Here is a 9,434-nt window from a genome sequence, read left to right as displayed (position 1 = left end):
GTCATGGGTCGGGCTTCTGAATCGGGCACACCAGTGGTACGAAGCGGTCCTGCTGCGGGTCGAACCCCCACAACGCGCCCTCATGGATGTCGAAATACCAGCCATCGAGCAGGAGCGAGCCCTGTTCGACACGCTCGCGCAGCCAAGGGTAGGACAGCAGGTTGTTGATGGAAACCAGAATAGCCGCCTTTTCGCATTGGCGCAGACGCTCTTCCTCGCTCACGTCGTCGTAGCTCGACTCGACGAAACGCCGCGCCGGCTCGGCGATATCCAGCCAGCGCTTCAGGGCGCTGGCCTCATCGGCAGAACGCTGCATCAGCGCCCGGATGCCGCCACAACTGGCGTGTCCGAACACGATGATGCGTTCCACCTTGAGCGACAATACCGCAAATTCGAGTGCCGCCGCCACACTGGCGTGCGTCAGCGTCTCGTCGCAAGGCGGCACCAGGTTGGCAACGTTGCGTACGATGAACAGCTCGCCCGGTTCGGAGCCGGTCAGGGTGGCGGGGTGCACGCGCGAATCGCAGCAACCGATCACCAGCGTGCTGGGACGCTGGCCGTGGCGCAATTCGTCAAAGAGGTCCAATTCGCCAAAGTAGCGGGACTGGAAACGGCGGAATCCTTGCAGCAGGGGTTCAACCGAACGCACGTCACCCCCCGGTCATCGACATGAAGCGCAGGATCTTGGTCGGTTTTTCGCGGAACTCGTGCTTTTCCGGCTTGAGCTCGATGGCGGCACGGATGGCGTCTTCCAGGCCGGCATCGCTGATACCGGCACGCAACAGGGGGCGCAACTCGAAACGCTCTTCCTGCCCCAGGCACATGTAGAGCGTGCCATCCACCGACAGGCGCAGGCGGTTGCAGGTAGCACAGAAGTGCTGCGAAATCGGTGTGATGACGCCGAGCGAGAACGCGTTGTCGCGGGTCTTCCAGTAACGGGCCGGGCCGCCGCCCAGCGTTTCGGCCTGCGGCACCAGGTCGAAGGTGCGGCGCAGATTTTCCAGCACCGGCTGCAAGTCGAGGTAGTGCGCCGACTGCCCGGTTTCCCCCATCGGCATGGCTTCGATCAAGCGCAGCACGAACCCTTGCTCGATACAGAACGCCGCCATGCTTTCGATTTCGGATTCGTTGACGTCCTTCATCGCCACCATGTTGATCTTGATCGGGGCGAAGCCGACGGCCTTGGCGGCCTTCAGACCTTCCATGATCTGCGGCAGACTGTCGCGACCGGTGATCTCGTGCATGCATTCGCGCTTGAGCGAATCGAGGCTGATGTTGAGGCGGTTCACGCCGCCCTGGAACAGCGCTTCGGCATGACGCGAAAGCTGCGTGGCATTGGTGGTGAGCGAGAGGTCGTCGAGACCGTCGAGTGCGGACAGGCGCCCCGCCAGTTGCGGCAGATTGCGGCGCAGCAGCGGCTCACCGCCGGTCAGGCGGACGCGCCGCGTCCCCAAGCGCACGAAGGCGGCGACCACGCGCTCGATCTCGTCGAACGTGAGCCAGTTTTCCGGCTCCTCGAAATCCTTGAAGCCCTTGGGAATACAGTAGGTACAGCGCAAATCACAGCGGTCGGTCACCGAGAGCCGCAGGTACTCGATGGTACGGCCGAAACGGTCGGTCAGCATATCAACTCCAGCGGGGCATGTTCCCCGAACTTAAGCTCTTCATTGTTCAGTATATAGAAGGCAAAAGACGCGCACATTCCCACAAACGACCACCCCGAGCTATGCCGAAGTAACTAGGCCGGGTTCACCCCCCCCTGGCGGAGGGGCGCACACGGCCGGGAGACGACGGCTAGCCGGCGTGCTTGAAGCGGTCGACCATGGCGACCAGGTCGCCGGCGGTCTGGTTGAGCTGGGTGGCCAGCTCCGCCGCCTGGTGCACGATGGTCGAGTTGTCTTCGGCCAACGCAGCGATGCGCGCGATGTTCTGCGCCACTTCGGCGCTGGCGGCGGTCTGCTGCTGCATGGCGGCGGCGGTTTCCTCGCACTTGAGCGCCGAATCGCTGGCCTGACGGTGGATGCCGTCGAGATCGGCCACGGTGAGGCCGACCCGCTCCAGCCCGACGTTCATCTGACTGCGGGCGGAGTCCATCAGCCCGGCTGCGGCAAAGGTCTCCTGGCGGATACCGTCGACCAGTGTGGTGATTTCCAGCGTCTGCTGGCTGGTGCGTTCGGCCAGCTTGCGTACTTCGTCGGCCACCACGGCAAAACCACGGCCGGTCTCGCCGGCACGGGCCGCCTCGATGGCGGCGTTGAGTGCCAGGAGATTGGTCTGATCGGCGATGTCGCGAATTGCCGTGATGATGGCGCTGATGTGCTGCGACTTCTCGCGCAACTGCCCGATCGACTCGCCGGCCCGGCCCAGCGCCGACGAAGTGTCGCGCATCACGCCGGTGGTTTCCCCCATGCGGGCGCGGCCGGCGTCCAGGCTGTCCTGCATGACGAACACGGTCTGCTGCGACTCGTGGGTATTGTCCTTGACCATGGCGATGCCGCTGGCCATTTCCTCGACTGCCGCGGCGATCTCGGTGGAGGACGCGGTCTGGGTCTCGGCGGCACGCGCGGCCCGGGCGGAGACCGCCTGCAACGCATCGGCGGCGCCGACCAGCTGGTGGGCATTGTGCTTGACCTGCGTCAGCGTCGCCGCGAACGCGTCGACCAGATGATCGAACGCCTGGCCCATGCGCGCCATTTCGTCGCTACCGGGAACCTTGGCACGCGCCGACAGATCCAGATCCTGGCTCATCCCGGTCATGACGCGCTCCAGACGCCGCACCGGGTTGCAGATGCCACGGTAGATCGACAACGCCAGCGTCGCCAGCAGCAGCAGCGCCAGCACGGTTCCGCCGATGGTGAGCACCAGGTCGCTACGGGCGCTGGCGCGGGCGGCGGCGAGGCGGGTCGCCATGTCGGCGAGCAGGCTGTCCTGTAGGGTTTTGAGACCGGCCATGCGGCGTGTGGAATCGGCGAACCAGCGTTCCGGCGCCACGCCGGCCGGCCCGCCGAGCGGCTGGCTGCGCAGCGCCTGGCGCAGCGCCAGCACAGCCTGTCCGTCGGCGCTGTGCGCCTGCGCATCGGCCTGCTGCAGGAAGCGCTCCGACCCTAGTTGGCGCGCCTGCGCGGCGCACGCTTCCTGCTTGGCGGCGAGGGCATCGAACTGGCTCATGCTGGTCTGATCGAAGCTCCCCCGGACCAGCACACCGTTGACGAAGCCACGCTCGCGGCCGGCGAACTCCTTCTCGCACAGGACGTTGAGCAGCACCGTGGTCTCACGCAACGCTTCCGGCTCCTGACCGGATTTGGCCAGTTGCGCGATCAGCCCGGTCAGCGCCTCGATGCGCTCGGAAAACGCCGCAAACAGGGCCGGTGCGGCCACGCTGCGCGCGTCGACCGCCGGGCGCTGTTGCAGCAGCGCCTCGATGCTGGCCACCTGCGCCGTGCCCTGCCCGGCTGCGTCGAGCTCGGCGAGGCCGGCCTTGAAGGCGGCGAACGCCGTGCCGGTCTGGCCGCGTGCCTCGTTCAGCGCCGGCGGTACACTTCCCTGGGCGTGCAGGTAGCCGTTGCTCAAGCCGCGCTCCACCTGCAGGGCATGGATCAGCCCGCTGGCCAGCCCCGCCATCTGCACCTGCCGTTGCGACAGCTCCAGTTGCCGCACCCCGTGCCAGCGTTCCATGGAGATCACCGATGCCAGGCCGATCGTCACGAGGGCGAAGGGCACCAGCAACAGCAGCAGCTTGGTGGCAAGAGAAAAGCGGGACAGCATCGACATCGACTCCAGTTAAATACTCGTGAGCAAGCAATAAGCACACCATGCGCAATACGCCTGCAACATGGTCATGAAATGCTCAGCTGCCACACTCGTGATCGTGGGCACGCGGGGTGGAAAACGACAGGAAACGGCGGCCCCGGAACGTGTCGGCGAGGCGGTGCACAGCAGCAGCCGAGGGCGGCAGCCCCCATGCGCATGGTAACGATTACGACGACATGACACACTCATCCGAAAGAACTAATTGCGCCGCGCCATGGTCTTTCATGATTTGCATGGAGTTCTGACAACCCGTTCGCAAATGGCCGGGCACCCGCCTCGCGCCAGGGCAAGATCCTGGCAGCGACCGCCCTGCTGTGGTGCATTGCGGCACCCGATCCGAAATGTGCGCCCGCTTGCCGACGGGTTTCCCCGGGCATCCGCCCCTCTTTCAAGCAGGCCAACTTAGGCCATCCTATCCACTCGCCGGCGCTTGCCGGCCGGAGAACTTGCCTATGGATACCTTGCTGCGTGCGCTGGCCGATGGTCAAGCGCACTCCCCGACTTCGCTGCTGGCCGGTCTGATCGACTTGGTCCGGCCCGCCCACCCTTCCGACAGCGCCCAGGCAATCAAGAACGTGCGGGCGCTGAGCTACCTACTGGAGCAGCACCCGGATTACCGCGCCAACCTGCGCCGCTGCCTGCTGCAACAGCTGAGCAGCACGCGCCAGATCCAGCTCTATACCGACGTCGGCATCCTGTCGAACGCAGGTTTCTTTTCGTCGATGAAGACGCGTATCGGTGAGAGGCTGCTGCCGCCGCCGCAGAACCCGGATTACCTGAAAGACGTGTTCAGCAGCCTGTTCCGTGACAAGCGCGATTACCAGTGGGTGCAGCAATTGCCGCAGGAAGTGTGCGGCGACGTGTGGCGCGCGCTGCACTGGGAGGAAGAAACCGACACCGAGGCGCGCGCGCATACCCGCTGGCAGCTGCTGGAAGCCGTGCAGGTGCTCTCCTCGCGCATTGTGGCGATCGGTCTGGAACCGGAGCTGGTGCGCGTGCATCCGGACATCGAGCGCTTCGAATCGCCGTTCCTGCACTTGAACGCCGAGGTGTTCCGCTTCGTCGAAAGCCAACAACACGCCGCGACCGACGACAGCGAGACCGGCGAGGATGAGAAACACATCCTGGTGCTGCTGGAACAGTGCGAGGGCATCGTCCTGCGCATCCGCAAGAACGCCGCGCGCTACGGTATTTCGGTCAGCCTGACCTACCATCTGCAGCGACTGCAACAACACATCCACCGCCTGCGCCAGGTATTGACACTGCTGACCCCGGGCTACGACCCGGTGACCGACCCGACGCTGTTCCAGTTCCTCGGCGAGCTGGTACGCGCCGACAACCGCCACCACAAGCTGTCCGACCTGTTCACCTCGAACATCGAGCTATTGGCGCTGCAGGTGACCGAACACGCCGGCCAGCGCGGCGAGCACTACATCGCCGAGAGCCGCAGCGAGTGGCTGGGCATGGCCAAGGCGGCGATGGGAGCCGGGCTGCTGGTGGGCTTCATGGCGCTGATCAAGCTGACGCTGGCGCAGGCGCACCTGCCCCTATTGCTGGAAGGGATGGCCTTCGGCCTGAACTATGCCTTCGGCTTCATGCTGATCCAGCTGCTGCATTTCACCGTTGCCACCAAGCAGCCGGCGATGACGGCCGCACGCCTGGCCGCCGCGATCCACACCCCGAACGGCGGCAAGGCACAGTTGAGCGAGCTGACGGAACTGGTGGTCAGCGTGCTGCGCACCCAGTTCATCGCCATCGTCGGCAACGTGGTGATGGCGCTGCCGGTGGCCTGGGCGATCGCCGAGGGCTGGAAACATCTGTTCGGCTCCCAGGCGGTGAGTGTGGCCAAGGCGCAGCACCTGTTGCACGAGATCGACCCGCTGGCCAGCCTGTCGCTGTTTCACGCCGCCATTGCCGGGGTGTACCTGTTCTTGGCGGGCCTGATCGCCGGCTACTATGACAACCTGGCGATCTACCAGCGCATTCCGGAGCGGCTAGCCGCGCTGCCGTGGCTCAACCGCCTGATCGGCGAGCATCGCACACGACGCCTGGCGCAATACGTGGAACACAACCTGGGGGCGCTGGCCGGCAACTTCTATTTCGGCCTTTTCCTGGGGCTGACCGGCACCATCGGCCTGCTGCTGGGGCTGCCGATCGACATCCGTCACATCACCTTCGCTTCGGCCAACCTGGCCTTCGCGGCGGTCGGGCTCGACTACGCCATCAGTTGGCAGACGCTGACGTGGTCGGTGTTGGGTATCGGCCTGATCGGGCTGCTCAACCTGTTGGTGAGCTTCAACCTGGCACTGTGGGTGGCGTTGCGTTCACGCAAGTTGACGCTGCGCGACGCGCTGCCGCTGCTGCCGGCGGTGGGGCGCCACTTCCTGCACCGGCCGCTGGACTTTTTCTGGCCGCCACGCCGTCCGGCGACGGAGGACGAGGCCATGGTCGAGACGCTGGAAGCAGGCCCGCGTTGACCGGCCATCCAGCATAGAAAAAGCGCTGCCCGCGGGCAGCGCTTTTTAGTGTTGCGAAGATGAGCCGGCTCAGGCGCGCGGGCGCACCAGCTGCCAGGCACGGCCGAGGTAGCCCACGGCGGCGAAACCGCTCCACACGTGCACCAGACGGGTGAACGGGAAGATCAGGAACAGGCTCATGCCCATGAACAGGTGCATCTTGAACACGATCGAGGCACCGGCGATGTAGCTGGCCGCGTCGCCCCGCAGGGTGATGATGTGCTGCGCCCAGGTCATCAGCAGGACCATTTCGTGGCCGTCCAGATGGCCGGCGGAGACGAAGATGGTGGACAGGCCCAACAGCAGCGTCAGCAGGATCCACACCATCACCAGCTTGTCGCGCCAGGTGCTGTTGACGGCCAGGCGGTCGTTGCCGAAGCGGCGCTGCAGCAGGATCAGCACGCCGATCAGGCACAGCGTGCCCATGATGCCGCCGGCGGTCATGGCGAACACCTGCTTGAAGGAGTGGGCGACGCCCAGCGCGTCCCACACTGCCACCGGAGTCAGGAGACCGACCATGTGGCCGAAGAACAGGCCGATGATGCCGATGTGGAACAGGATGTTGCCCAGGCGCAGGCTACCGCGATGCAGCAGCTGGCTCGACTCGCTCTTCCAGCTGTACTGCTCGCGGTCGAAGCGCACCAGACTTCCCAGCAGGAAGATCGATAGGGCGATGTACGGGTATACCCCGAACAGGAATTGATGCAAGGTATTCATGACTTTCCTCCATTCCGCTTCGGCCAACCTTGTCGGCCGGCCGAAAGCGGCAGGTGATAATCAGGCACGCGGCCGTTGCGGATAGAAGTTGACCGGAGCGATCTCGGGACGCAGCGTCGGCTTGAGCAGGGGCTCGATGCCGTCCACGCCGGGACCGAAGGTTTCCAGCGCCTCGTCCATATCGCGCACCGGCGGCACCGTGAGCGGCTCCGGCGCTACCGGGGACAGCCACACCACCGCATCGAGCACGCCGGCGTAAACGCTGTTGTGCTCGCGCAGGCGGCCTGCAACGTGGGCCACCACGTGCACGGCGTCGGACAACAGCCTGCCCGCTTCCTCGGCATCGGTCTGAGACAGGAACTCCAGGAACAGCGGCAGGTAATCCGGCAGTTCGCTGGTCATCATCTCGAAACCGTGGCCCTTGTACTCCTCCATCAGGTCGACCATGGCCTGGCCACGCGCCCTGTCCTCGCCGTGAATATGCTCGAACAGATGCAGCGAGTGCGACGGGTTGCGGTCGAACACCAGCACGTAGTTCTCCTGCAGCGCGATCAGCTCGCCCGCTTCCAGCTCGGCCAGGAGCGGAGCCACCTGCGGCTCCAGCCCGGCGTCAGCCAACAGCGTCCGAATATCCGGCAAGGCTTCGAGCAGTTCCGGCTCGGGGTAGCTCAGCAGCGCCGACAGCGCCTTGAAGTGTTTCATCATGCTCTCCTTCACTGGCCGGCGTTAGCCTTGCGGTCGCGACGCAGGTCGTGGAACACGATCGGCGTGGCCTTCTTCTTGCCGAACAGGCTGTGGTCGGTCGCCCCGCTGGAGCAGCCGTTGCCGAAGCTGAAGCCGCAGCTGGCCTTGTCGTCGAAGGTGTTCTCGACCATTTCCTTGTGGGTGGTCGGGATCACGAAACGATCTTCGTAGTTGGCGATGGCCATCACGCGGTACATCTCTTCCACCTGCAGCGGCTTGAGATGCGTGCCCTTCAGGGTGGCGGCGTCGCTGACCTTTTCCACGCTCTTCTTGCGCATGTAGCGGCGCATGGCGACCATGGTTTCCAGCGCCTTGACCACCGGCTCTTCCTTGCCTGCGGTGAGCAGGTTGGCGAGGTAGCGGATCGGGATGCGCAGATCCTTGACGTCCGGGATGATGCCGTTCTCGCCGATCAGGCCGTTTTCCAGCGCGGACTGGATCGGCGACAGCGGCGGGATGTACCACACCATCGGCAGCGTGCGGTATTCCGGGTGCAGCGGGAAGGCAACCTTCCACTCCATCGCCATCTTGTACACCGGCGACTTCTGCGCGGCGGTCAGCCAGGCATCCGGGATGCCCTGCTTCTTGGCTTCGGCGATGATCTCCGGCGCGTTCGGGTCGAGGAACACGCCCAGCTGCGCTTCGTACAGGCTCTTCGGATCTTCCACGCTGGCGGCGGCTTCGATCTTGTCGGCGTCGTACAGCAGCACGCCGAGGTAACGGATACGGCCGACGCAGGTCTCGGAGCACACCGTCGGCTGACCGGCTTCGATACGCGGGTAGCAGAAGATGCACTTCTCGGCCTTGCCGGTGGTCCAGTTGTAGTAAATCTTCTTGTACGGGCAGCCCGACACGCACATGCGCCAGCCGCGGCACTTGTCCTGGTCGATCAGCACGATGCCGTCGTCTTCACGCTTGTAGATGGAGCCGGACGGGCAGGAGGCGACGCAGGCCGGGTTGAGGCAGTGTTCGCACAGGCGCGGCAGGTACATCATGAAGGTGTTCTCGAAAGCCGAGTACATTTCCTTCTGGATGCCTTCGAACAGCGCGTCCTTGGAGCGCTTGCTGAATTCGCCGCCGAGGTCGTCTTCCCAGTTCGGACCCCATTCGATCTTGTCCATCTTCTTGCCGGTCACCACCGATACCGGCCGTGCGGTCGGCGGGGTGATCATTTCCGGCGCGTTCTGCAGGTGCTCGTAGTCGTAGGTGAACGGCTCGTAGTACTCGTCGATGGACGGCAGGTTGGGGTTGGCGAAGATGTTGGACAGGATCTTCAGCCGGCTGCCCTGGCGCGGTTCCAGCTTGCCGTCGGAACGGCGTACCCAGCCGCCCTTCCACTTGTCCTGGTTTTCCCATTCCTTGGGATAACCGACGCCGGGCTTGGTTTCGACGTTGTTGAACCAGGCGTACTCCACCCCGTCGCGGCTGGTCCACACGTTCTTGCAGGTCACCGAACAGGTGTGGCAGCCGATACACTTGTCGAGGTTGAGCACCATGCCGATTTGGGCTCGGATTTTCATGTTGATTCTCCAGTTTGGCGGAAGCCCTTACTTGGCACCGCTGTGTTTGCCTTGCCCGCTCAGGGGCGTTCCGCCGAACTTCAATGGAATTAGGGAGTACAGGGGCGTTTCGCCGTCATCCGACGAA

Annotated in this window: 7 protein-coding genes; 1 reads left to right on the top strand and 6 read right to left on the bottom strand. The window is 64.5% G+C overall.

Annotation, left to right across the window (positions count from 1 at the left end):
• Window position 1: 1 nt before the first annotated feature.
• From AC3WG5_RS15900 to AC3WG5_RS15890, 3 genes are all read right to left on the bottom strand, one after another.
• Window positions 2-649, bottom strand: coding sequence for a carbonic anhydrase (locus tag AC3WG5_RS15900; RefSeq protein ID WP_008953001.1), 648 nt, complete (start codon window positions 647-649; stop codon window positions 2-4).
• A 1-nt stretch (window position 650) separates the two neighbouring features.
• Entirely contained in the window at window positions 651-1,625 is a 975-nt protein-coding gene (gene moaA / locus AC3WG5_RS15895) for a GTP 3',8-cyclase MoaA (RefSeq protein ID WP_008953002.1), read from the bottom strand.
• A 169-nt stretch (window positions 1,626-1,794) separates the two neighbouring features.
• Window positions 1,795-3,765, bottom strand: a complete 1,971-nt coding sequence (locus AC3WG5_RS15890) for a methyl-accepting chemotaxis protein (protein ID WP_492569507.1) — start codon at window positions 3,763-3,765, stop codon at window positions 1,795-1,797.
• A 497-nt stretch (window positions 3,766-4,262) separates the two neighbouring features.
• Here AC3WG5_RS15890 and AC3WG5_RS15885 point away from each other — a divergent pair, with 497 nt between their 5' ends.
• A complete protein-coding gene (locus AC3WG5_RS15885) occupies window positions 4,263-6,287 on the top strand; it encodes a site-specific recombinase (protein WP_492569505.1) in 2,025 nt (674 codons plus the stop codon).
• Window positions 6,288-6,356: 69 nt separating this feature from the next.
• Here AC3WG5_RS15885 and narI read toward each other — a convergent pair whose 3' ends face one another.
• Genes narI through narH form a run of 3 tightly spaced genes read right to left on the bottom strand, consistent with a single transcriptional unit; the run spans window position 6,357 to window position 9,307 of the window.
• The gene (gene narI / locus AC3WG5_RS15880; protein ID WP_008953005.1) at window positions 6,357-7,043 is read right to left on the bottom strand and encodes a respiratory nitrate reductase subunit gamma; all 687 of its coding nucleotides are present in this window, start codon (window positions 7,041-7,043) and stop codon (window positions 6,357-6,359) included.
• Window positions 7,044-7,103: 60 nt separating this feature from the next.
• Entirely contained in the window at window positions 7,104-7,745 is a 642-nt protein-coding gene (narJ, locus tag AC3WG5_RS15875; RefSeq protein ID WP_014086645.1) for a nitrate reductase molybdenum cofactor assembly chaperone, read from the bottom strand.
• A gap of 11 nt (window positions 7,746-7,756) precedes the next feature.
• A complete protein-coding gene (gene narH, locus AC3WG5_RS15870; protein WP_008953007.1) occupies window positions 7,757-9,307 on the bottom strand; it encodes a nitrate reductase subunit beta in 1,551 nt (516 codons plus the stop codon).
• Between the last annotated feature and the right edge of the window lie 127 nt (window positions 9,308-9,434).

Source organism: Pseudogulbenkiania sp. FW507-F1, from assembly GCF_058781125.1.
The sequence above is the reverse complement of the archived record's forward strand: the minus strand, read 5'-3'. Positions and strand labels throughout refer to the sequence as shown.